17 protein-coding genes are annotated in these 21,603 nt (G+C 69.9%); 8 read left to right on the top strand and 9 right to left on the bottom strand.

Annotated elements, in window-relative coordinates; genetic code table 11:
* Positions 1-36 precede the first annotated feature (36 nt).
* Both P5F91_RS04710 and P5F91_RS04705 read right to left on the bottom strand, forming a co-directional pair.
* Entirely contained in the window at positions 37-882 is an 846-nt protein-coding gene (locus tag P5F91_RS04710) for a class I SAM-dependent methyltransferase (protein WP_277906663.1), read from the bottom strand.
* 84 nt (positions 883-966) lie between these two features.
* Positions 967-1,905 (bottom strand): LysR substrate-binding domain-containing protein, encoded by a 939-nt coding sequence (locus P5F91_RS04705; protein ID WP_277906662.1) that lies wholly within the window; start codon positions 1,903-1,905, stop codon positions 967-969.
* Between the two features lie 183 nt (positions 1,906-2,088).
* Between P5F91_RS04705 and P5F91_RS04700 the strand changes: the two genes are divergently transcribed.
* A complete protein-coding gene (locus P5F91_RS04700) occupies positions 2,089-2,325 on the top strand; it encodes a hypothetical protein (protein ID WP_145612346.1) in 237 nt (78 codons plus the stop codon).
* Between the two features lie 85 nt (positions 2,326-2,410).
* Entirely contained in the window at positions 2,411-2,884 is a 474-nt protein-coding gene (locus P5F91_RS04695) for a DUF1203 domain-containing protein (RefSeq protein WP_145612345.1), read from the top strand.
* Between the two features lie 134 nt (positions 2,885-3,018).
* Here the strand turns inward: P5F91_RS04695 and P5F91_RS04690 are convergent, their stop codons facing one another.
* Complete coding sequence (locus tag P5F91_RS04690) at positions 3,019-3,426, bottom strand: MAPEG family protein (protein ID WP_145612344.1); 408 nt, start codon at positions 3,424-3,426, stop codon at positions 3,019-3,021.
* Positions 3,427-3,554: 128 nt separating this feature from the next.
* Between P5F91_RS04690 and P5F91_RS04685 the strand changes: the two genes are divergently transcribed.
* From P5F91_RS04685 to P5F91_RS04665, 5 genes are all read left to right on the top strand, one after another.
* The gene (locus tag P5F91_RS04685; RefSeq protein WP_277906661.1) at positions 3,555-4,517 is read left to right on the top strand and encodes a GlxA family transcriptional regulator; all 963 of its coding nucleotides are present in this window, start codon (positions 3,555-3,557) and stop codon (positions 4,515-4,517) included.
* A gap of 149 nt (positions 4,518-4,666) precedes the next feature.
* Positions 4,667-7,066, top strand: a complete 2,400-nt coding sequence (locus P5F91_RS04680) for an ABC transporter permease (protein ID WP_145612342.1) — start codon at positions 4,667-4,669, stop codon at positions 7,064-7,066.
* A 14-nt stretch (positions 7,067-7,080) separates the two neighbouring features.
* A complete protein-coding gene (locus tag P5F91_RS04675; protein WP_145612341.1) occupies positions 7,081-9,495 on the top strand; it encodes an ABC transporter permease in 2,415 nt (804 codons plus the stop codon).
* A gap of 39 nt (positions 9,496-9,534) precedes the next feature.
* The gene (locus P5F91_RS04670; protein ID WP_277906660.1) at positions 9,535-10,323 is read left to right on the top strand and encodes a winged helix-turn-helix domain-containing protein; all 789 of its coding nucleotides are present in this window, start codon (positions 9,535-9,537) and stop codon (positions 10,321-10,323) included.
* Between the two features lie 68 nt (positions 10,324-10,391).
* Complete coding sequence (locus P5F91_RS04665; RefSeq protein WP_145612339.1) at positions 10,392-10,880, top strand: YybH family protein; 489 nt, start codon at positions 10,392-10,394, stop codon at positions 10,878-10,880.
* Here P5F91_RS04665 and P5F91_RS04660 read toward each other — a convergent pair.
* Positions 10,877-11,740: an alpha/beta fold hydrolase gene (locus P5F91_RS04660; RefSeq protein WP_145612338.1), complete on the bottom strand. Its 864-nt coding sequence runs from the start codon at positions 11,738-11,740 to the stop codon at positions 10,877-10,879. The two genes, P5F91_RS04665 and P5F91_RS04660, sit on opposite strands and share 4 nt — an antisense overlap.
* Positions 11,741-11,852: 112 nt before the next feature.
* Between P5F91_RS04660 and P5F91_RS04655 the strand changes: the two genes are divergently transcribed.
* Positions 11,853-12,893: a P1 family peptidase gene (locus tag P5F91_RS04655; RefSeq protein WP_145612337.1), complete on the top strand. Its 1,041-nt coding sequence runs from the start codon at positions 11,853-11,855 to the stop codon at positions 12,891-12,893.
* Here P5F91_RS04655 and P5F91_RS04650 read toward each other — a convergent pair.
* The 5 genes from P5F91_RS04650 to P5F91_RS04630 are packed head-to-tail and all read right to left on the bottom strand — an operon-like array spanning position 12,881 to position 21,586.
* Positions 12,881-14,482 carry an ABC transporter ATP-binding protein gene (locus P5F91_RS04650; RefSeq protein ID WP_145612336.1) on the bottom strand — a complete coding sequence of 534 codons (1,602 nt, stop codon included), beginning with the start codon at positions 14,480-14,482 and terminating at the stop codon, positions 12,881-12,883. The two genes, P5F91_RS04655 and P5F91_RS04650, sit on opposite strands and share 13 nt — an antisense overlap.
* 4 nt (positions 14,483-14,486) lie before the next feature.
* The gene (locus P5F91_RS04645) at positions 14,487-15,335 is read right to left on the bottom strand and encodes an ABC transporter permease (RefSeq protein ID WP_277906659.1); all 849 of its coding nucleotides are present in this window, start codon (positions 15,333-15,335) and stop codon (positions 14,487-14,489) included.
* Positions 15,332-17,899 (bottom strand): ABC transporter substrate-binding protein, encoded by a 2,568-nt coding sequence (locus P5F91_RS04640; protein WP_277906658.1) that lies wholly within the window; start codon positions 17,897-17,899, stop codon positions 15,332-15,334. Before P5F91_RS04640 ends, P5F91_RS04645 begins: the two co-directional genes overlap by 4 nt.
* A gap of 4 nt (positions 17,900-17,903) precedes the next feature.
* Positions 17,904-19,301: a tetratricopeptide repeat protein gene (locus P5F91_RS04635; RefSeq protein ID WP_277906657.1), complete on the bottom strand. Its 1,398-nt coding sequence runs from the start codon at positions 19,299-19,301 to the stop codon at positions 17,904-17,906.
* Between the two features lie 29 nt (positions 19,302-19,330).
* Entirely contained in the window at positions 19,331-21,586 is a 2,256-nt protein-coding gene (locus P5F91_RS04630) for a TonB-dependent receptor (RefSeq protein WP_277906656.1), read from the bottom strand.
* Positions 21,587-21,603 lie beyond the last annotated feature (17 nt).

Genomic DNA, 21,603 nt, shown 5'->3' with positions numbered 1-21,603 from the left:
TCGTTTGTTATCTGAATATTGTATAAACTAATCAGCTTATTGCAGGGGTTTCCGGAATTTCAGCACGAAATTATCGGCTTCGCCCACGGCCAGATAGCGGTCCCGGTCCCTATCCTTAAGCGCCAAGGTCGGGGGCAAGGTCCATACGCCTTCCGGCCAATCCTTGCTGTCCTTGGGGTTGGCGTTGATCTCCGAGCTGGCCACCAGTTCGAAGCCGGTCTTCCTGGCCAGCGCGATGGCGTAATCCTGTCTTACGTAACCGCTGGTTGCTTTCGGATCTTGCGGCTGCGCATCGCTGGCGCGGTGATCCTCGATGCCCAGGATGCCGCCGGGCTTCAGCGCCTGGTAGAAGGCAGCCATAGCCTCGTCCGCGTAACCGCCGGCCATCCAATTGTGCAGGTTGCGGAAGGTGACGATCAGGTCGGCGCTGCCGGCGGGGGCGATGTCGAAGCGCCCCCGGCCGAATTCCGTCACCTTGACCTTGCCGTACCGCGCCGGGTCGGCGGCCAGCTTGGCATCGAAGGCGGCGTTCTCGCGGTTGGCGTAGGCGCTGTCCGTGCCCCGGGGGTTGGCGGCGGCGTAGTAGGTGCCCCGGTCATGCAGGTAGGGCGCCAGGATCTCCGTCCAATAGCCGCCGCTGGGCGATATCTCGACCACCGTCTGATCCGGCGCCAGGCCGAAGAAGGCCAGCTCCTGCAGGGGATGGCGGGCGGCGTCGCGCGCCTGGAACTGTGGTGACCGCGCGGGTGAGGCCACCATCTGTGCCAGGACGGGGTCGGGCTTGGCCTCTTCGGCGCCCAAGGCGGGCAGGCTCACAGTGGGCAGGCTGAATACGGTGGCGCCGGCCAGGACGGTCAACTGAATCAAGGGCCGCAGACGCATGGGAACTCTTCCTTGGGGCTCGGGGGCCGTTATACCGACCCGTCGTCATGAACGCGGAAGTGTAGGGAAAAGCGCCCAGCGGCGCTATGGGGCCGCTGCGGGTGGCTCCATGGCCACATCCTCAAGCGGCCCCTTCGGGGGCGTGTGCAACAGATGATCGGTCAGCAGCTTGGCGAAGCGGGGCAGGCGGGCGCGGCCGCGGGTGCAGACTTTCAGGTCGCGTAACGCCCAGCTGTCGGTCAGGGCGATGCAGCGGATGTCCATGGTCTGGGCGGCGCGCCGCGCCGTCGTCTCCGGCACGATGCCGATGCCGACGTTGCCCTCCACCAGGCGGCAGATGCCGTCAAAGCTGCGCAGCTGCACACGCAGGCGCAGGCGCCGGCCGGCCCGGGCGGCCCGCTCGGACAGGAAGCGTTGCAGTGCCGCCGCGCGATCCAGCCCCACCAGGTCATGGTCCATCACCTCGGCGAAGGTCACCGTGTCACGCCCGCCCAGCGGGTGGGCGGGGGCGGCCACCAGGACGAAGCGGTCCTGGCGGAAAGGGTAGGTTTCCAGTTGGCCCGTCTCCACCGTGCCGGCGACGATGCCAATGTCGCCGGTGCCGTCGGCGATGGCGGCCACGATCTCGTCACTCAGCCGCTCCTCCACATCCACCGACACCAGGGGGTGGGCGTTCAGGAAGCTGCTCAACAACTCCGGCAGGAATTCCGTCAGCGCGTTGGTGTTGGACAGGATGCGGACGTTGCCGGCCGCCCCACCGGCGTAAACGCTCAAATCCTCGCGCAGGCGCTCCGTCTGTTCCAGGATGGCGCGGGCATGGGCCAGCAGGGCGCGGCCGGCGGGGGTGGGGGTCACCCCGTGCCGTCCCCGGTCCAACAGGGTGGCGCCCAGCGACACCTCCATGTTGCGGATACGGGTGCTGGCCGCAGCCAGCGCCAAATGCGCCCGTTCGGCCCCCCAGGTGATGCTGCCCGCCTCCACCACGTCGCGGAACAGGGCCAGGTCGGTCAAGTCGAATTGCATGCAGGTCCCCTTCGCGGATCACCCTTCGCCATCGGCGAAGGCACACTGCGCGCAATACACATTGTTGCCAAGGGTTCGGTCACCGATACTTCGCCTGTGACGGAGCGAATGCCTGAACGGACGCTCCTCCGCCCCGGGGCTCCGCACCGCGGGCGGCACCTTGAAACCATAAAGGACACCATCATGACCGGCCGCCTTTCCGGTGGCGCCGGCGGCGCGCTGTCGCGCGCGCTGCTGGGGCTGCTCCTGCTTGCCTTCATCCTTCTGCTCATGCAACGCCCCGCGATGCCGGTGGCGCTCGACAACCAGGGCCACCCTTGCACCTTGGTGCGGGTGGTGCCGGATGCGGATGAGATGCCACCGACGCAGGTGGCGAAGCCCGGCCCGCCCTCTTTCGGTCCGGACGCCTACGGCGACTGAGTATTTTCGACCGCAGGAAACGGGATGGCCGCCGCGTCGGCGCGGGGCAGGGTGGGACATCGACACCTGACAATCGGTTGCCATCATGACCCTGTCCTTCACCGTCACCGGCCTGGATCCGGCCCCCTTCGCCCCCTTGTTCGCCCTGGATGAGGCCGGTCTGCTGGCCGCCGGCGCCCGCCGCCAGATGGTGGACGCCCCGGGCGCCTTTCCCTGCCGTGTCAGCCTGGAGGATGCCCGCCCGGGGGAGCGCGTGGTGCTGGTGAACCATCAGCATCAACCCGCCTTCACCCCGTATCGCTCCGCCCATGCGATCTATGTGCGCGAGGGCGTGGGTGAAGCGTGCCGGACGGTGAATGCCCTGCCGCCGGCCTTGGAACGGCGCATCCTATCGCTACGATGCTTCGACGCGGGCCATATGATCGTGACGGCCGACCTGGTGGACGGTGCGGACGCCATCCCCGTCATCCATCGCCTGCTGGACCGGACGGACGTGGCCTACATCCACGCCCATTACGCCAAATACGGCTGCTATGCCGCGCGGATCGACAGGGCGTGACGCGAGCAACGCCGACAATGGCCATGGGATGAATGGCAGGGGCGCCGTCGTTTCACCGGCGACCAGGATGACGGGGCGGTCGCGGTAGCAGCTGGATGGCTACAAGGCCGCGCTGGCGGCGCCCCCCACCCCCATTAGCCAGCGTGCCCCAGAAGGGTGAGGGCCAACACCAGTGTGGCGCCCCATCCAGTGACGAAGGCTAGTGTCCGGATGACTGGAATACCGGCGGCATAGACAACGTAGTGGACCAGCCGCGCCGCAAGATAGACCTGGGCCGCCAGGGCCGTCGTCGGCGTGCTGGCGCCGATCATGGTCGTGATGAGAACCAGGGGGGCGAACGGCGCCAAATTCTCAATGGCGTTGGCATGGGCGCGACGCGCCCGCTCTGCCCAGGCCGGGTCGGGCGGATAGGACGGATTAGGGTAGGACAGAGCCGGTATGAGGCCGCGCGTCAGGATTCTAGCCACCGTATAGGGAATCCACATCATTATCGTCGCAAGAATAACCAATAAAAGCAAATGTATTTCCGATGTTATTTGCATGAATGATGCTCCAACATATGACAATTACCCAAGAGTACCTGAATTCTCAGGTGTGTTTATTTGGATTGTAGATTTCACGCCGACGTCGCGCTATGGTCGTAAGTGACATTCTTAGGGCAATTTGCGACATGCGACTGACCATCCTGGCCCTTGATGACGTTTTCGACACCGGCCTGACGGTGTTGCTGGACACCTTTTCAACAGCGAACGAACTCGCGGCCGCCCAGGGGAACCCTGTCGCGCCCTTCGACGTACGTGTGGTGGGCCTAGGACGGCAGGTCCGCACCGCCCTGGGCTTCGCCGCGCCCGTTGAACCGGTGGACGCCGTCCGCAAGGCGGATTGGGTGGTCGTCCCAGCGCTGAATGCCAAGCTGCCCCACCTGCTGTTGAAGGCGCTGGAACGCACGGACGTCATCGAGGCGGTGGGCCATCTTCGCGCTTGGCATGCGGCGGGCATCGGCGTCGCCGGCGCCTGCATTGGCACCTTCCTGCTGGCCGAGGCCGGGTTGTTGAACGGCTTGGAGGCGACCACCACCTGGGCGCTGGCGCCATTGTTTCGCCAGCGCTACCCCGACGTCCGGCTGGACGATACGCGTATGATTGCCGCCTGCGGCCAGGTGGTCACCGCCGGGGCGGCCATGGGCCACCTGGATCTGGCACTGTGGCTGATGCGGCAGAAAAGCCCCGAGTTGGCGGCCTTCGTGGCCCGCTTCATGCTGATCGACAAGCGGCCCTCCCAGGCACGCTACATCGTCCCGGACTATCTGGCGCATGCCGACCCCTTGATTGAACGTTTCGAGCGTTGGGCGCGCAGCCATCTGGCCGATGGCTTCTCGCTTCAAGAGGCGGCCAAGGCCCTGTCCGTCACCCCACGCACCCTGCAGCGCCGGGCCGAAGCGGTGTTGGGCAAGTCCCCGCTCGCCTTCTTCCAGGACCTGCGCATCGAACGCGTGCAGCACCTCATTTCGCTGGGTGAGGATCTGGAGCGGATCGCCGGCCAAGTAGGGTACGCGGACTCCGCAACCTTGCGTAATTTATTGAAGCGGCGGCTGGGCCGTGGTGTGCGGGAACTGCGTGCGGAACTGCAGTGATCGGACGCCGCCGCTGTCCGCCGCCGGACACTGTCCGGGAACGGACAAGAGTGTTGTCCGGGTATTATCACCAATAACAATAACTTAAGCTACGGCCCACCTTTTGCTTAAGGCAATGGCCTCATTCCGCAGCCGGGGGAAACCGCTGAATGATCGTCTTGCCGTCCATTTTTCGCCGCCACGCGCTGATCACCCTGCTCAACCTGTTCGGGCTCACGGCGGGGATCGCCGGCTTCCTGATGGTCAGCCTGTATGTGGCGGGGGAATTGACCGTGGACCGGGGGTTCACCGGCGTGGACCGGCTGTACCGGGTGGGGACACGGTTGTCCGTGGGCGGCAACGACATCGTCCTGGGCGCCACCACGCCCCTGCTGGTCGAACCGCTGGCGCAGGATTTCCCGGAGGTGGAGGCGGTCACCCGCGCCTCGGAGGAGGATGTCGACCTTCAGGATGGGGATCGCGTCCTGACCACGCCGCTGTTGTGGGCGGACGCCAACCTGCTGCGGGTGCTGGACTATCCCCTGGCCCGCGGCGACAGCGCCACGGCGCTGGCCCGGCCCGACGGGCTGGTGGTGACGCCGGATCTGGCCCGCACCCTGTTCGGGGATGCCGATCCGATGGGCCGCACCGTCCAGGTGGCGGGCGGCCAGATGCTGACCGTCACCGGCGTGCTGAAGCCGCTGGCCGAAACCCATCTGAAGTTCACCGGCATCGCTGCCGACAGTGGTCGGGGCGACAAGAACTGGGCACATATGGCGGCGGAGCAGTGGAGCCACATCGGGGAAACCGCCGTCTACGTCCGGCTGCGCCCGGGCGCCTCCGCCGGGGCGGTGGCCGCGCGGCTGCCGGATTTCGTGCGGCGCCGCGCCGTCCTGAGCCAATTGCCGGATGATGTGCGCCAGGGCTTCATGACACTGCGCCTGGACCCGGTGCCAGCCATCCATCTGCACATCAAAACCTTCAACCAGTCCAAGCCGGGCGGCGACGTTGGCACCGTGGGCCTCCTGTCGGCTGCTGCCCTGCTGATCCTGGGCGTGGCCATCGCCAACTACACCAACCTGGCCACGGCCCAGGCCATCCACCGGGCGCGCGAGGTCGGCATCCGGAAGCTGGCCGGCGCCCGGCGCTGGCAGCTGGTGGCCCTGTTCACCGGTGAGTCCGTGGCGCTGGCCATCGCCGGCACCCTGGCTGCCCTGGCGGTGGTGGAGGTGCTGCTGCCCCCCTTCCAGGCGCTGGTGGGCCGGCCGCTCGGCTTTTCCTTGCTGCGTGACGGCGGTTTCCTTGCCCTGGTCCTGGCCACGCCCCTGGTGGTGGGGGTGCTGGGCGGCCTTTATCCCGCCCTGGTGCTCTCCGGTTACCGCCCGGCGGAGGTGCTGAAGGGCGGGGCAGCGCCGGCCGCCGGCCGCCTGCGCGCCGTGCTGGTGGTGGCGCAGTTCGCCATCTCCATCACCCTGATCATCGCCACGGTGACGGTGCTGCGCCAGGTGGCGCACGCCCGCACCGCCGCCTTGGGCTTCCTGCCGGAAAACCTGTACGTCGTCAGCCAGCTGCCCCACGACGCCCGGCGCGCGGCCACCATGAAGACGGAGTTGGCGAAGCTGCCCGGCATCCAGGGCGCGGCCTTCAGCAGCCTCGTCCCCGCCGACATCAGCCAGTTCATGACCCAGCTCACGGTGCCCGGCGACACCCATGGCGCCACGCCGGGCAAGGCCTTCATGCCGGAGTTCTCGGCGGATCCGGACTTTATCGCGACCTATGGCCTGGATCTCAAGGCGGGGGTTGCCCTGCCGCCCGGCTGGCACGCTGCGATGGACGGGGGGCGGCGCTATGTCTGGCTGACCGAGGCTGCGGCCAGGCGCCTGGGGTATGGCCATCCCATAGACGCCGTGGGCGATCGCTACACTGATGAGGAAGACCATGCGGTCGAGGTCGCGGGCGTGCTGGGCAATGTCCGTTTCCGCACCGCCCGCGACGCGGACGAGGCGCTGATGTTCTCCATCGGCGCCACCGGCGGCTTCCTGACCGTCCGCCTGGCCGCCGGCGACCCCCGTCCGGCCCTGGCCGCCATCAACGCCCTGGTGGATCGGTTGTATCCCGAGGCGCGCCGCGCGCCGCGCGGCTTCGCCGACGACCGGCTGGAAGCCCAGTACCGGACGGAGGAGCGCCAAGCCAAGGTCTTCGCCATCTTCAGCGCGCTGGCCATCGTGCTGGCCAATCTGGGGCTGTTCGGCCTGACGGCGCTGGCGGCGGCGCGCCGGACCAAGGAGATTGGCATCCGCCGGGTGGTGGGGGCCCGGGCGCGCGACATCGCCTGGCTGATGGTGTGGCAGTTCGCGCGGCCGGTGCTGCTGGCCAACTTGGTGGCATGGCCCTTGGCCTGGTGGGGGCTGCATCGCTGGCTGGGGCAATTCACCGTGCGGGTGGACCAGGGGCCCGGCACCTATCTGGCCGCCGGGGCCGCCGCCCTGGCCGTGGCACTGGCCACCGTGGCCATCCACGTCATCCGCGTGACCCGGGCGCCGGCGGCCAGCGCCCTGCGGTATGAATAAGGGGGAGGTGCTCGATGTCCACGTTCACGCTGCCCATCTTCTTCCGCCGGCATGTCCTGTTCACCCTCCTGAACCTGGCGGGTCTGGCCGTCGGTATCGCCGCCTTCCTGCTGGTCAGCCTCTACGTCGCGGAAGAGGGGACGGTGGATCGGGGTTTCACCCACGTCGACCGCCTGTACCGCGTGGGCAGCCAGCTGAACGTAGGCGGGCAGTCCATCAAGCTGGCCTTCGCTCCGGATGACTTGGCCGAGCCCCTGAAGCAGGAGGTGCCGGAGGTGGAGGCCGTCACCCGTATCGAGCCGGATCGGGTGATGCTGGGCGCCGCCACCCGCTACTTCGAACAGCGGGTGCTGTGGGCCGATCCGGATTTCCTGCGGCTGCTGGATTATCCACTGGAACGGGGCGATCCCACCCTGGCGCTGGCCCGGCCCGACGGCGTGGTGGTAACCCGGGAACTGGCGCGCACGCTGTTCGGGGACGCCGACCCCATGGGCCGCACGATCGAGGTGCGGCACGGACCGGCCCTGACCGTCACCGGTGTTCTGGCGCCGCTGCGGCAAAGCCATCTGGTCTTCACCGCGGTCGCCGCCGAGGCCGCGCGGGGGGACAAGTCCTGGGCGCATGCGAAGCCGCGCGCCTGGTCCGACATCTCGGGCGTCACCACCTATGTCCGCTTGGCGCCGGGGGCGTCGGCGGCGGCCGTGGGTGCGGCGCTGCCCGCGTTCGTCAACCGGCACAACCCGCCCAACCCCGACAAGGCGGGCGGCGGGATGGACAACATGGTCAGCCTGCGGCTTGACCCCGTCCCCGACATCTATCTGCGGGTCAAGGTGCTGGGCACCCTCGCCGAGGGGGACGTCGGCACCTTGCAGGTCCTGGGCGGCGTCGCCCTGCTGATCCTGGGCATCGCCATCGCGAACTACACCAACATGGCCACGGCCCAGGCCATCACCCGCGCCCGCGAGGTGGGCATCCGCAAGCTGGTGGGCGCCCGCCGCCGGCAACTGGTCGCCCTGTTCACCGGCGAGGCGGTGCTGCTGGCCACCCTCGGCACCGTGGCCGCCCTGGCGCTCATGGAACTGGCCCGGCCGGCGTTTCAGGGACTGGTGGGCCGGGATGTATCGCTGGCGCCCCTGACGCGGGGCTGGCTGCTGCCCCTGCTGCTGGCCACGCCCGTGCTGGTGGGCGTACTGGGCGGGTTCTATCCCGCCCTGGTGTTGTCGGGCTATCGGCCCGGGGAGGTCCTGAAGGGCCGCGCCCAGGCGCCGGGTGCCGGCCGTGTACGGGCCGTGCTGGTGGTGGCGCAGTTCGCGGTGTCCATCGCCCTGATGGTGGCGACCTTCACGGTGCAGCGCCAGGTGGCCCATGTGCAGGCGGCTGGCCTGGGCTATCAGCCGGATAGCCTGTACCTGGTCAGCAACTTGCCCGCCGATCTTGCGCGGGCCGCCACCTTGAAGGCGGAGGTGTCACGCCTGCCCGGGGTGCGTGCCGCCAGCCTGTCCAGCCTGGTGCCGGCCGCCCAATCGGAAAGCCTGTCCAGCTTCGACCTCCCGGCGGACACCCGCAGCACCCTGCGCCAGGCGCGGGGCATCGCCAGCTTCACCGCGGACCAGGATTTCTTCGCCACCTATGGTGCGCGCCTGGTGGCGGGCAAGGGCCTGCCCTCCGGCTGGAAGCCGACGGAGGTGGACGAGGACAAGCCGCGTTACCTCATCCTGACGGAAACCGCGGCGCGGCGCATGGGATACGCCAGGCCGGAGGACGCGGTGGGCGAACGCCTCTCCATCAACAGCGAAGACCCCACCGAGGTCGCCGGCGTGGTGGCGGACATGCGGTTTCAGTCCGCCCGCCGGGCCGACCTGCCGCTGATGTTCCTGATCAAGGCCAGCGGCCAGCACCTGACCGTGCGCCTGGCCGCAGGTGACCAACGGGCCACGGTTGCGGCCGTGAACGCCGTGGTCGACAAACTGTACCCCGACGCCGAATACCTGCGCCGCGCCTTCGCGGATGAGCGGATCGAAAGCCTCTACCAATCGGAAAGGCGCCAGGCCCGCGTTTTCGCCGCCTTCGGTGGCTTGGCCGTGGCGCTGGCCAATATGGGCTTGTTCGGTCTGACCGCCCTGACGGCGGCCCGGCGCACCAAGGAGATTGGCGTCCGCCGGGTGGTGGGGGCCAGGGTACCGGACATCATGGGGCTGATGGCCTGGCAATTCACCCGGCCGGTGCTGCTGGCCAACCTGGTGGCGTGGCCTGTAGCCTGGTGGGCTTTGCACCAGTGGCTGCTGCAATTCACGGTGCGGGTGGACCAGGCGCCCCTGACCTTCCTGGCCGCCGGCGCCGCCGCCTTGGCCGTGGCCCTGGCCACGGTGGCGGTCCACGTCATCCGCGTCGCCAGCGCCCCGCCGGTGGCGGCGCTGCGGTACGAGTGAGGCGTGCTATCCTGGGCCGACGAGGCAGGGATCAGCGATATGACACCTACGCATCGCATCGGTGATTGGACTTTCGACGGCGTATCTCTGCGCCATGCCGACGGGACGGAGCGGCGGCTGGAGGATCGCGCCGCGCGGACGCTGGCGGCACTGTGCGTGCGACGCGGTGAGGTGGTCAGCCGCGACGCCTTGCTGGCCGACGTTTGGCAGGGCAGGGCCGTCAGCGCCAACAGCGTGGCCGTGGTCATCGGCGATCTACGACGCGCCCTGGACGAGGACGCGGGCGAGCCGGTGCACCTAGTCACCGTGGCGCGACGGGGCTACCGGCTGAACCAGGAGTCGTCCGTTCCCCGGGAGGGGACGTTTCAGATGTTTCATAGCCATTGGGGCCCATTGGCCGTCGCGGGCTTGGCGGTGGCGCTGGTTGCCCTGGCGGGTTGGGGCTTGGCACCCGGATCAACGCCCTGGCCGGCGGTGGCGGTGGCGCCGGTGCGCAACGAGACCGGCGAGGCTGGCTATGATGCCCTGTCGCGTGCCTTGGACACGGTGGTGACCAACCGCCTGGCGCAAGTGACGGCTGTGGCCGTGACGGCATCGGACACGCCGCCAGCGGATGGCTTGACGCTGACGCCCCGTCTGATCCTGTGGAACGGCGCGCCGGAACTGTCGCTGACGGCGACGGATGCCGCCACGGGGCGGGTGGTGTGGACCGCCTTCGCCGCTGGCCCAGCGGGCGATCTGGCCAAGGTCACGGCGGCGCGGCTGGACGGGCTGGACGCCCAGTTGCGGCCGCAGGGCTGGCTGGAGCGCGTCTTTAGGCGGCTTTAGCGTTTCTTTAGTCGTTAAAGCGCCGGACGCCGTGCCAGGCAGGGGCATTCCCGACGACAGGAGGCCCCATGCGCGCCTTACTCATTCCCCTATTCGCCCTCAGCCTGTGCCTGGCCCCGGCGGCCCAGGCGGCGGGGCCGGACGAGGCCGGCATTCGCCAAGTGATGGACGCCTTTCACGCCGCCGTGGTCAGCCATGACGGCACCGGCCTGGCGTCATTGTTCATTCCAGAAGGCGGCACCTGGCTGAACGTCCTGACGGAGGAGGCATACGCGCCTGTCGCCGGGGTCAAGCCCAAGGTGCGGGAGGGCAGCCATCGCGACTTTGCCAATTTCGTCTCCACGACCAAATCGGCGCTGGACCCGCGCCACGACAACATCCGCATCGTCAGCGACGGCACCGTTGCCTCGGTCACCTTCGACTTTCATTTCTTCATCGACGGGGTGGAAACCAACCGGGGGCTGGAGATGTGGCAGCTGGTGAAGGACACGACCGGATGGCGCATCGTGGCCATCACCTACTCCTCCACTCCCACCCCTACCCCCAGGGCGCCTTAGCCGTTCACTAGGCCCAGCAGCAGGGCGTTGGTCTCGGCCGGCTTTTCCAGCATGATCTGGTGGCCGCAGCGTTCCAGTTCCACGTAGGTGGCGTTGGGCAGGCGCCCGGCCAGGTCGCGGGCGCCGGCCGGGGGAGTCAGGCCGTCGTTGGCGCCGGCCACCACGGTGATGGGCAGGGTCAGGGCGGACAGCGCTGCCGGGTCGGGGTGGGCCGCCTGGCTCATCAGCGCCTTCATCATGAACAGGCTGTTGCCCTTGGTCGCCTGCTCCTCGAACGCCAGCAGGGCGGCGTCGGTGTCCGGATGCCAGGCCAGGGAACGGAACTTGGCGGAGATGATGGGGCGGATCCATTCCAGGATGAAGGGCGGCAGCCAGCTCAGCGGGTTGGCGCCCAGCTGGGCGACGGGGCTGGGCGGGGCCAGCAGCAGGGCCGCCGCCACACGGTCCAGCCGCCCTTCCGCCGCCAGACCCTGCAACAGGCTCAAGGTCAGGCGGCAGCCATAGGAATGGCCGGCCAGGATCACGCGGCCTTGACCATATGTCTCCAGGATCTGGCGGTAGTCCGCCACCAGATGGCTGCCCTGATACGCCGCCCAGTCGCGCGGCTGCGGGCTTTGGCCGTGGCCGACGAAATCCCAGGCGACGATGCGCACCCCCGCCTCCACCAGGGCGGCCCATTGGTGGCGCCACTGGTTCTTGTTGCCGCCACTGCCGTGGCAGAAGAAGACGGTGGTATCGGCGCGCGCGCCGCCCTCATGCACCAGCAGGCTCAAGGGCGGACGGCCGTCGCGCACCGTCACCGTGTCGGGCGTGACCACCAGCCGGGTGGTGGCGAGCGGCAGGTCAGGGACGTCGGGCATGGTGTTTCCCGTTGAAGGTACGAGGGCGAAGGGGGACTATCCGCGCTGTCTCGGCCGGAATCGTGGATCGGCCGTCCCCGGACTGTGAAACAAGCCGTTGGAAAACCGTATCATGCCTGCCCCCGGACCGCGCAACGCCATCACCGACGTCCCCGGCCTGACGGTGGGCCACGCCACGGATGAGCGAGTGCGTAGCGGCGTCACCGTTCTGATGTGCGGAGGGGCCAAGGGGGCCGCCGGCTGGGCCGGCGGCGTGGATGTGCGCGGCGGCGGCCCCGGCACCCGCGAGACCGAGATGCTGGCGGCGGAGAACCTGGCGGGCCGGGCTCATGCCGTGGTCCTGACCGGCGGTTCCGTCTTCGGCTTGGCGGCGGCGGACGGGGTGGCGGCCGTGCTGTCGCGGCGCGGGATGGGCCTGACCCTGCGGCCCGGGACACCCGCCGTGCCGCTGGTCCCGGCCGCCGTGCTCTATGACCTGGCCAATGGCGGCGACAAGGACTGGGGCCTGACGCCGCCCTACCGCGACCTGGGGATGCGCGCGGTGGAAGCCGCCGGACTGGAGGTGCCCCAGGGCGCCCTGGGCGCCGGGCGCGGCGCCATGGCGGGGCTGATCCCCGGCGGTGTCGGCACCGCCTCCATCGACCTGGGTGATGGCCTGGTGGTCGGCGCCCTGGTGGCGGCCAACCCCCTGGGCTCGGTCTTCATGCCCGACGGCCGCACCTACTGGGCCTGGCCTTTCGAGATTGATGGTGAGTTTGGCGGAAGAACGCCCCAGGGTCCCGTGGACGCCAGCGACCCGGTGCCGGAGCTGTCGCGGCTGGGCGTGCACCGCCAGCCCACGGCGGGCGCTAACACCACCATCGCCGTGGTTGCCGCCTCCGCCGACCTCAGCACGGCGGAATGCAAGCGGGTGGCGATGATGGCGCAGGACGGCATCGCCCGCGCCGCGCGCCCGGCCCACACGCCGTTCGACGGCGACACCGTGTTCGCCGTGGCGCGGGGACCGGCCCTGGTGGCGGCCGCCGGCGGCCGTTGGGCCCAGGTGGCGCGTATCGGTTCCGCCGCCGCCGACTGCCTGGCCCGCGCCATCGCCCGCGCGGTGTTCCATGCGGGGGACGGTCAAGGCGGCGATGGCAGCCATCAGGCGACGTGAGCCGCCAGGGTGGGCGTGGCCGCCAGCAGGCTGGCGGTGTAGGGATGCTGGGGCCGGCTCAGCACCTGCAGGGTCGGTCCTTCCTCCACGATGCAGCCGCCTTGCATGACCAACAGCCGGTCGGTCAAGGCCCGCACCACCGCCAGGTCGTGCGACACCACCAGATAGGCCAGGCCCAGGCGTCGCGACAGGTCGGCCAGCAGGTCCAGGATCTGGGCGCGGGTCAGCACGTCGAGGGCCGAGGTCGCCTCATCCAGGGCGATCAGGTCGGGCTGCACCGCCAGGGCGCGGGCGATGGCGATGCGCTGGCGCTGGCCGCCGGAGAATTCGTGCGGATGGCGGTCGGCATCCGCCGGCGCCAGGCCCACCTGGGTCAGCAGTTCCTCCACCCGCGCCCGGCGCAAGGCGGGCGTCAGCGGTGTGTCCAGCAGGGCCAAGGGCTCGGCCACCACGCGCTCCACCCGCCAGCGGGGGTCGAAGCTGCCCACCGGATCCTGGAACACCATCTGAACATGGCGGCGCAGGGGGCGGCGCGCGGCCTCGGACGCTGTCGACCAGGCCTGGTCCAGCAGGCGCACCGCGCCCGCCTGCGGCGCGTCCGCCGCCAGCAGGGTGCGCAGCAGGGTGGACTTGCCTGATCCTGACTCGCCCACGATGCCCACGCTCTCCCCCCGGTGCACGGCCAGGCTGGCCTGGTCCACGGCGCGCAGGTGCGCCGGCTTGGACCACCAGCCGGCACGGGGCAGGGGATAGTCGCGCACGATGCCCTCAGCGACCAAAAGGGGCGGCCGTACGGGGGCCGGCAGGACGTCCGGCCGCTGCCGCGCCGGCTCGGTGGCCGCCAGCAGGCGGCGGGTATAGGGATGCTGCGGGGCGGCGAAGACGGTCGCGGGGTCGCCCACTTCCACCACCGCACCGTCATGCAGGACCACCACGCGGTCGGCCACGCGCGACACCAGGGCCAGGTCGTGGCTGATCAGCAGCAGGCCCAGGCCGTCCTGACGGACGAGATCGACCAGCAGGCCCAGGATGCGGGCCTGGGTGGTCACGTCCAGGGCGGTGGTGGGCTCATCCGCGATCAGCAGCTTGGGTTTCAGCGCCAGGGCCGCCGCGATGGCCACCCGCTGGCGCTGGCCGCCCGACAGTTCATGCGGACGCCGGCTGCGGGGGAAGCGGTCGGTCGGCAGGCCCACACGGGTCAGCATGGCGTCGGCGATGCGCATGGCCTCCGCCCGGCTGGCCATGCCGTGCACCCGTACCGTCTCCGCCACCTGCGCGCCGATGGACAGGACGGGGTTCAGCGCCGTCATGGGCTCCTGGAACACCAGGCCCACGTCGCGGCCGCGCACGGCGTTCATCTGCCTGTCGGTCAGGGTGGTCAGCTCCCGCCCGTCCAGGCGGATGCTGCCCTGGGTTCTGGCGCCGGCGGGGGTCAGGCCCAGCACCGACAGGGCGGTCATGGACTTGCCGGAGCCGGACGTCCCCACCAGGGCCACGATCTGGCCCGGTTCCACCGTCAGCGATACGGCGCTCAGGATGGTGCGGCCGTCGATGGCCAGGCTGAAGTCGCGGATGTCGAGCAGCGCCATGGGATCAGGCCCCCCGCTTGGGGGCCAGGCGGCCACGCAGGCCCTCGCCCAGCAGGTTGAAGCCCAGCACGGCGGCCACCACGGCCAGGCCGGGGAACAGCACCAGCCAGGGCGCCTGGCCCGCCAGGGTCTGGCTGTCCGCCAGCATGCGGCCCCAGCTGGGTTGCGGCGCCTGGGTGCCCAGGCCGACGAAGGACAGGCCGGCGTCGGCAATGATGCCCAGCGACAGCTGGATGGTGGCCTGTACCAGCAGCAGGCCGGCGATGTTGGGCAGCACGTGCTCCAGCGAGATGCGGCCGCCGCCCTTGCCGGCCAGCCGGGCGGCCAGGGTGTAATCCCGCGCCCAGACGCCCAGGGCGGCCGCCCGCGTCACCTTGGCGAAGACGGGGATGTTGAACAGGCCGATGGCGGCGATGGCGTCCACGGCACCCGGGCCGCACAAGGCGGCGATCAGCACGGCGGTGATCAGGGCGGGGAAGGCGAAGACCACGTCGCTGCCGCGCATCGTCCCCTCCTCCACCCAGCCGCGCCGGCCCGCCGCCAGCAGGCCCAGGGGCACGCCGGCTCCCGCGCCCGCGCCCACGGCGGCCAGGGCCACGGCCAAGGCGCTGCGCGCACCCGCCAGCACATGGGAAAAGACGTCGCGGCCATAGGCGTCGGTGCCGAACCAGTGGGTGGCGGAGGGTGCGGCCAGCCGGCCGGCGACATTGATGGCGGTGGGGTCATAGGGCGTCCACGCCAACGACAGCAGGGCGGCGGCCACCACCAGGCCGGTCAGGAGCAGGCCGGCGGCCAGGGCCCTGGAATGGCGGCCGCCGTCGGTCGCCGCCTCCAGCGTGATCATGACGGTCATGGGCGCCGCCCCTGTGTCAGGCGCGGATCCACCGCGGCGTTGGCCAGATCGACCAGGAAGGTGACGACCACCACGGCGAACACCAGGCCGACGGTCACACCCTGCACCACGATCAGGTCGCGCTGGGCCACGGCCTGGAACACCAGCCGGCCCAGTCCGGGCAGGAAGAACACGTTCTCGATGATGATGCCGCCCGCCAGCAGGAAGGAGAACTGCATGCCCAGGATGGTCAGCGCCGGCACGAAGGCGTTGGGCAGGGCGTGGCGCAGCAGGGCCTGGGACAGGCTCAGGCCTTTGGCCCGCGCGGTGCGGACGTAATCCTGGCCCATCTGCTCCACCAGCTCACCGCGCAGCACCCGCGCCAGGATGCCGGCCTGGGGGGCGGCCAGGGCGATGGCCGGCAGGGTCAGGGCTTTCAGCGCCGGCAAGAGCCCGCCGCCCCAGCCGGGGAAGCCGCCGGCGGCGAACCAGTGCAGGCCGGCGGCGAATACCAGGGCCAGCACGGTGCCGGCCCAGAAGTTGGGGATGGCGATCAGCAATTGCGCCACGCCGTTCAGGAAGGCGTCGACCACGTTACCTTGGCGCCCACACACGGCGCCCAGCGCCGCCAGCGTGCCCAGGGCGACGGCCAGCAGGGTGGACAGCAGCACGGCGTACAGGGTCAGGGGCAGGGTCACGGCCAGCCGCTCCGCCATCAGGCGGCCGACGTCGACGCGGTAGGTGTAGCTGAGGCCGAAATCGCCGCGCGCCAGGCCGGCCAGCCAGGCCAGGTAGCGCTGGGGTGCGGGCACATCCAGGCCCATCTGGTGGCGCAGGACGGCCAGGGCGGCCGGGTCGGCGCTCAGGCCCATCATCACCCGGGCGGGGTCGCCGGGGATGACCTGCAGCACCAGGAAGATGGCCAGGCTGGCGGCCAGCAGGGTCAGCAGCAGTACGGCCAGGCGCCCGGCGACATAGCGCGGCCCGGCCTTGGCGGCGGCCAGGGCCACGGCGGCCAGCACGGCCATGCCCAGCAGCCACGCCAGCCCCCCGGCACCGCACAGCCCGCCAGCGGCGGCGGCATCCGCGCCCGCCTCGTCAAAGCGCGCCGTGGCCAGGTCCACCAGCTGCACCGGGGTGGGCAGCCAGATGTCCCGCAATCCGGCATCCCACACGCCGAAATAGGGGTATTCGAACAGGAAGACGTTGACGGCGTCGTTGGCCAGGGTGCGCTGGATGTCGCCCAGCAGGGCCAGGCGCTGGCCCTGGTCCACCGTGGCGTCCAGCCGGGCCAGCAGCGCCTTGTAGGCCGGGTTGCGGTAGCCGAAATAGTAATCGTCGCGACCATAGATGTCGTAATCCATGGGCTCGACATGGGCGACGATGGTCATGTCGTAGTCGTGGCCGCCATAGACCTGGGAAATCCACGTGGCCCATTCCACATCCTGCAGCACCACATGCACCCCCGCCTCCGCCAGCTGGGCGGCGATGATCTCGGCGGCGCGCTTGGCATAGGGCAGGGGCAGGACGCGCAGGGTGGCGGTGAAGCCCTGCGGGTATCCGGCTTGCGCCAGCAGGGCCTTGGCCTTGGCCACGTCGTGGGGATACAGGCCCGTCAGGTCGACATAGCCCGCGTTCTGCGGCGGGTAATGGCTGCCGATGGGGGCGCCATAGCCGAACATGGCGCCCTGGATGATGGCCTGGCGGTCGATGGCATGCGACAGGGCGCGGCGCACCAGCACATTGTCGAAGGGCGGGCGCCGGTTGTTCAGCGCCAGCAGCGTCTCCCCCTCCGACGGGGCGACGTCGACAGTGTAACGCGGATCGGCCTTCAGGGCGGCGATGGCCTCAGGCGCGGGGAAGGCGGGGAAGCCCTGGATGTCGCCGGCCTTCAGCGCCGCCGTGGCCGCCGCCGGGTCGGCGATGAAGCGGTAGGTGACGCTGGCCAGATGCGGTGCTGGGCCCCAATAGGCGGGGTTGCGCGCCAGGGTGACGGCGTTGCCCCGCTGCCAGTCGGCCACAGCGTAGGGGCCGGTCCCCACCGGATGGGTGACGTTGCCGGCGGCGCTGGCGGGGGACACCATGACGGCCGCCGGCCAGCCCAGCACCTGCAACAGGCTGCCGTAGGGCGCTTTCAGGTGGATGGCCGCCGTCAGCGGGTCGAGGACGTCGACATGGTCGATGTGCGACAGCGCCACCTTCTGCGGGTTGGTGCTGCCAGGCGCTATGGCGCGCTCAAGCGAGAACTTGACCGTTTCGGCATCGAAATCAGTTCCGTCCTGGAAGCGCACGCCCGGCCGCAGGTGGAAGATGTAGGTCAGGCCGTCCGGCGCCACCGTCCAGTCGGTGGCCAGCAGGGGCTGCACCGTGCCGCCCACGCCCAGATGCACCAGCCCCTCGAACACCGTGGGGAAAACCACGGCGGGGATGGCGGCCGAGGCCTCCGCCGTCGGGTCCAGGCCCGGCGGCTCCAGCTGCAGGCCCAGGGTGATGGTGTCGCGCGCCCAGGCGGCGGGCGCCGCCGCCACCGCCGCCAGCACCACTGCTGATTTAACCAGGCGCATGAGGAAGATCGTCCAGGCCATTGAGTCAGTTCACCAAGAGGCTGGTGTCATGGCGGTGCGCCTCCGCCGTGGCCTGGGCTCGCGCCGCCGCCTGGCGCGCCAGGCTGGGCAGGCCCAGCGCGTCATAGACCTGGGCCAGGGCGCGGTTCAGGGGCACGCCGCCGGGGTCGTGGGCCCGGCGCAGCTCCAGCATCTGTTGCGCCGGGGCCCAGCGCCGGTCCTTGAGATAGGCGTCCAGCACCACCTGTTCGAACAGGTCGCGCTGGGCGTGGCTGCCGCCGATCTCCACCAGGCGGGGCAAAACCGGGCCCAGGCGGCGCACCGCCGTACGCCAGTCGCCCCGGTGATAGGCCACCAGCCCCTCGGCCGCCGGCACGGCCACATCCGCCCACGTTTCCCGGCTGTGGTCCGGCGCCTTGCCCGCCTGGGCGCGGATGGCGTCCAGCAGGGTCTCGGCCTCCGCCCTGCCGGCGCGGGCCAGGCCCATGAGGTACAGCAGCGCCAGGAAGGGCTGGGCCGTGTCGGTGGCGCGGGCGGCCAGGTGGCCGGCCAGGTCGGTCCAGCGGTCGCCCACCTCCACGCCGGCCAGCTCCAGCCGGCTCAGCAACTGCACCGCCCCCGCCTGGTCCTGGGAATAGCCCTTGTCCACGCCCCAGACCCGGGCGTCGTAGGTGGCCAGCGCCTCCGCCGCCCGCCCCTGGCTCAGCAGGAACAGGGCGTAGTGCCACCACAGGTGCGTGGACATGAAGGAATTGAGCTCGGTCCAGCTGTCGTGCACGCTGCGCAGGAAGGCCGCCCCCTGGTCAATCTCGCCCCGGGTCAGCATCACATGGGCCAGGGCGTGGTGGGCCCAGGGCTCCTTGCGCTTCAGGGTGATGGCGCGGCGGGCCGCCGCCTCCGCCTCATCCAGCAGGTGACACTGCTCATAGCCGAAGGCCAGCATGCCGTGCAGATAGGCGACGTCGCCGGCCCGGGGCAGCACCTTCAGCGCGATGCGCACCATGTCCGGCGACTGGCCCCGGTTGAAGTTCAGGTACTGGTGGACCTTCACCGCCGCCAGGTCGCGGGGGAATTCCTCCGCGATCTGGTCGCCCAGGGCCAGGGCGGCGGGGATGTCGTCCCGCCACCAGGCCTGCAGCATCGCGGCGTTCAGCTGTTCTCGGCGCGTGCCGTGGCGGGCGGCGGTCAGCGCGCGCGCCACATAGGGGGCGGCGCGGCCGGGGCCGTCGGTGGATTCCAGGAACATCCACAGCATGCCGGCATAGGTCTGCACCAGGGGCAGGTCCACCGCCTCATCCGCCACCGCCAGCAGGTTCACGGCCCGCGTCTCATAGGCCAGCAGCCCGCCGACGAAATCGTCGATCAGCCCGGCGCTGTGCGCGCCGTCCGTGGTGATGGGGTTGCCCAGGAAGTCTTCGTCCATGACGCTCTCGGCCAGGCTGTTGCGGGCGTTTAGTACTGGTACCCCAGGCGGATGCCCCAGGTCGCCGGCCGGCCGGGGATGGCGATGTCGGCGTTGGTGAAGAAGTTGCGCAGCAGGTCGTAGCGCCTGTCCAGGATGTTCTGGCCGTAGACCGTGGCGGTCCACGGCCCCTGGTCCGGCGTCAGGGTGACGGCGGCGTTGACCAGCCAATAGCCGGCGACGTTGTAGCGGCTGCCCAGCAGCGAGCGTTCGCTGCTGCGATAGCTGTAGTCGGCCTCCGTCTTCAGCGTGTGGCCGGGCAGGGCCCAGTCATAGCTGACGCCACCGTTGTAGGTGATGCGGGGGAAGCCCAGATCCTCCCCCGCCTGGTTGGTATAGATGGGGCGGCAGGGATAGCAGGTGGCCAGCGAGGCCGCCGTGTCCACGGCGTTGAATTCCTTGAACTCGCCATGCGACAGGCCCAGGGCCTGGGTGATCAGCAGGCCGGGGCGGGGCGCCCAGTCGGCCTGCAGCTCCGCGCCGTAAATCTCCGACCGGGGGGCGTTCACGATCTTGCCGATGGCGCCGAAGCTCGGGTCGATGATGACCGACTGCACCTGCTGGTGATGGTAGTCGTAGTAATAGGCCGAGGCGTTCAGGCGCAGGGTGTGGTTGGCCAGGTCGGACTTCACTCCCGCCTCATAGGCCCACAGCACCTCTGGCCGGAACGGGGCCAGGCCGCCCAGCGCCAGGGTGTTGTAGGCGGTGAAGCCGCCGGACTTCACCCCCCGGCTGAGGTTGGCGTACAGCAGCGCCTCATCCGTCACCTTGAACTCCACCCCCGCCTTGCCCGTGGTCTGGGTGAAGCCGGTGGGCACCTTGTCCGCTGAAACGCCGATGCCGGTGTCGGGGATGGTGATGGTGCTGAAGGTGCGCAGCGTGCGGTCCTCATGCTCCTCCCGCAGGCCCAGGATCAGCTTCAGCCGGTCGGTGACGGCATAGTCGGCCTGGCCGAAGCCGCTGATGGATTCCGCCGTCTGGGCATAGCGGGTGTTGGCGATGAAGCCGTAGATGTCGGTGAAGTCGGACAGGAAGGCCTCGCGCAGCGTCTCGTGCGAGTAATAGAGGCCGCCCACCCATTGCAGCCGGCCCGGCCCGCTGGAGGCCAGGCGCACCTCCTGCGACACGTCCTGGGCGCGGCTGTTGAAATATTCATCCGCGTCGCGGTAGGCGGTGGCGTCCCAGTCGTTGAACTCCTTGCGGTTCAGCGCCTCCCACGCCGTGATGCTGGTCAGCGTCACATCCTCGAAGCGGTGCAGCACCGTCAGGTCGGCGCCGCCGCTGGTGTTGTTGCGGAAGGGCTTGGCATTGGGGTCGGCGCCGATGACCTTGGCGAAGGCGGGCGACAGGCCCCACCCCGTCCTGGACGGGTCGGTATCGGCGGGCAGGGTGCCCACGCCCGGCTGGACGGCGGGGTTGAAGAGATAGCCGCCGGTGCCGTCCGACAGGTCGCGGCCATAATGCAGGTTCAGCCTCACGTCCGTGTCCGGCGTGGCCGTCCAGGCGATCTTGGCGCGCACGGCGGTGCGGTTGGCGTTGCCCAAATCCTGGCCGGTCAGGCGGTTGGTCTGCCAGGCGCCGCCCTGCTGCGTCATGGCCGACAGGCGCACCTTCACCGTGTCGCTGACGGGGCCGGAGACATAGGCCTCGATCTTGGCGGCGTCATAGCTGCCATAGTCGGCGGTGATGCCGGCGCTGGCGCTGTCCGTGGGGTTGGCCGTTAGGATGTTGATGGCGCCGCCGGTGGTGTTGCGGCCGTACAGCACGCCCTGCGGCCCGCGCAGCACCTCCACCCGGTCCACGTCATAGACCAGGCCCTGGGTCATGATGGGCAGGGGGTAGGCGACCTCATCGACATACACGCCCACGGTGGGCGTGTTGTTGGAGGCATAGTCGTTGAAGCCCACGCCCCGGATGCGGAACTGTGGCTGCCCGCCGCCGAAGGCGTTGGTGACCTCCAGCCCCGGGGTCATGTTCTGCAGATCGTTGACCGAGGTGACGTGGTGCGTGGCCAGATCCCCCGCCGACAGGACGGAGACGGACAGGCCCACGTCCTGCACCGACTGCGCGCGCCGCTGGGCGGTGACGATGATGTCCGGAATGCCCCCCGCATCCTGCTCTTGCGCCACGGCGCCGCCGCCCAGCAGCGCGCCGCCCATCAGCAGGATACCGGAAAGCGCCCGGCCCCATACCGTTTGGCCCCGTAACAGCCGACCTGCGGCCGCGTACACGCGTGGTCCCTTCATCCTCAGCCACTCCCCCA

Source organism: Nitrospirillum amazonense, from assembly GCF_029594735.1.
Taxonomy (GTDB): domain Bacteria; phylum Pseudomonadota; class Alphaproteobacteria; order Azospirillales; family Azospirillaceae; genus Nitrospirillum; species Nitrospirillum amazonense.
The sequence above is the reverse complement of the archived record's forward strand: the minus strand, read 5'-3'. Positions and strand labels throughout refer to the sequence as shown.

What these genes read in the sequence shown, in the direction of transcription:
- P5F91_RS04635 (WP_277906657.1), bottom strand. Translation starts at nt 19,301, where the DNA reads ATGGACGAAGACTTCCTGGGCAACCCCATCACCACGGACGGCGCGCAC.
- P5F91_RS04650 (WP_145612336.1), bottom strand. Translation starts at nt 14,482, where the DNA reads ATGGCGCTGCTCGACATCCGCGACTTCAGCCTGGCCATCGACGGCCGC.
- P5F91_RS04660 (WP_145612338.1), bottom strand. Translation starts at nt 11,740, where the DNA reads ATGCCCGACGTCCCTGACCTGCCGCTCGCCACCACCCGGCTGGTGGTC.
- P5F91_RS04670 (WP_277906660.1), top strand. Translation starts at nt 9,535, where the DNA reads ATGACACCTACGCATCGCATCGGTGATTGGACTTTCGACGGCGTATCT.
- P5F91_RS04630 (WP_277906656.1), bottom strand. Translation starts at nt 21,586, where the DNA reads ATGAAGGGACCACGCGTGTACGCGGCCGCAGGTCGGCTGTTACGGGGC.
- P5F91_RS04690 (WP_145612344.1), bottom strand. Translation starts at nt 3,426, where the DNA reads ATGCAAATAACATCGGAAATACATTTGCTTTTATTGGTTATTCTTGCG.
- P5F91_RS04675 (WP_145612341.1), top strand. Translation starts at nt 7,081, where the DNA reads ATGTCCACGTTCACGCTGCCCATCTTCTTCCGCCGGCATGTCCTGTTC.
- P5F91_RS04655 (WP_145612337.1), top strand. Translation starts at nt 11,853, where the DNA reads ATGCCTGCCCCCGGACCGCGCAACGCCATCACCGACGTCCCCGGCCTG.
- P5F91_RS04705 (WP_277906662.1), bottom strand. Translation starts at nt 1,905, where the DNA reads ATGCAATTCGACTTGACCGACCTGGCCCTGTTCCGCGACGTGGTGGAG.
- P5F91_RS04665 (WP_145612339.1), top strand. Translation starts at nt 10,392, where the DNA reads ATGCGCGCCTTACTCATTCCCCTATTCGCCCTCAGCCTGTGCCTGGCC.
- P5F91_RS04685 (WP_277906661.1), top strand. Translation starts at nt 3,555, where the DNA reads ATGCGACTGACCATCCTGGCCCTTGATGACGTTTTCGACACCGGCCTG.
- P5F91_RS04710 (WP_277906663.1), bottom strand. Translation starts at nt 882, where the DNA reads ATGCGTCTGCGGCCCTTGATTCAGTTGACCGTCCTGGCCGGCGCCACC.
- P5F91_RS04700 (WP_145612346.1), top strand. Translation starts at nt 2,089, where the DNA reads ATGACCGGCCGCCTTTCCGGTGGCGCCGGCGGCGCGCTGTCGCGCGCG.
- P5F91_RS04640 (WP_277906658.1), bottom strand. Translation starts at nt 17,899, where the DNA reads ATGGCCTGGACGATCTTCCTCATGCGCCTGGTTAAATCAGCAGTGGTG.
- P5F91_RS04680 (WP_145612342.1), top strand. Translation starts at nt 4,667, where the DNA reads ATGATCGTCTTGCCGTCCATTTTTCGCCGCCACGCGCTGATCACCCTG.
- P5F91_RS04645 (WP_277906659.1), bottom strand. Translation starts at nt 15,335, where the DNA reads ATGACCGTCATGATCACGCTGGAGGCGGCGACCGACGGCGGCCGCCAT.
- P5F91_RS04695 (WP_145612345.1), top strand. Translation starts at nt 2,411, where the DNA reads ATGACCCTGTCCTTCACCGTCACCGGCCTGGATCCGGCCCCCTTCGCC.